1 protein-coding gene is annotated in these 209 nt (G+C 61.2%); it reads right to left on the minus strand.

The genetic code is table 11. The features are described 5' to 3' along the window. On the minus strand, positions 1-194 hold a 194-nt coding region (locus AACW06_RS20830; protein WP_202884148.1), incomplete at its 3' end, for a hypothetical protein. Between the last annotated feature and the right edge of the window lie 15 nt (positions 195-209).

Below are 209 nucleotides of genomic sequence, written 5' to 3' on the forward strand. Positions count from 1 at the left end.
TCTTCCACACCCGTTGGTAGGGTCACGTTGGTTTCTACGCCGTCACTGTTCTCTGCCACGCTCACGCTGCCGTCCGCGGCATCCGCGATGGTAAGTGTTGGCGCCGCAGTTGGCACGGTGGCGTCAAAATCAAACGTCACTGGCGCACTTTCACCACTGCTGTTGCCCGCCGCGTCGCTGATCTGCGCCGTCACGCTGTAGTCACCTTC

This window comes from Vibrio sp. S12_S33 (assembly GCF_963889785.1).
Lineage (GTDB): Bacteria > Pseudomonadota > Gammaproteobacteria > Enterobacterales > Vibrionaceae > Vibrio > Vibrio aestuarianus.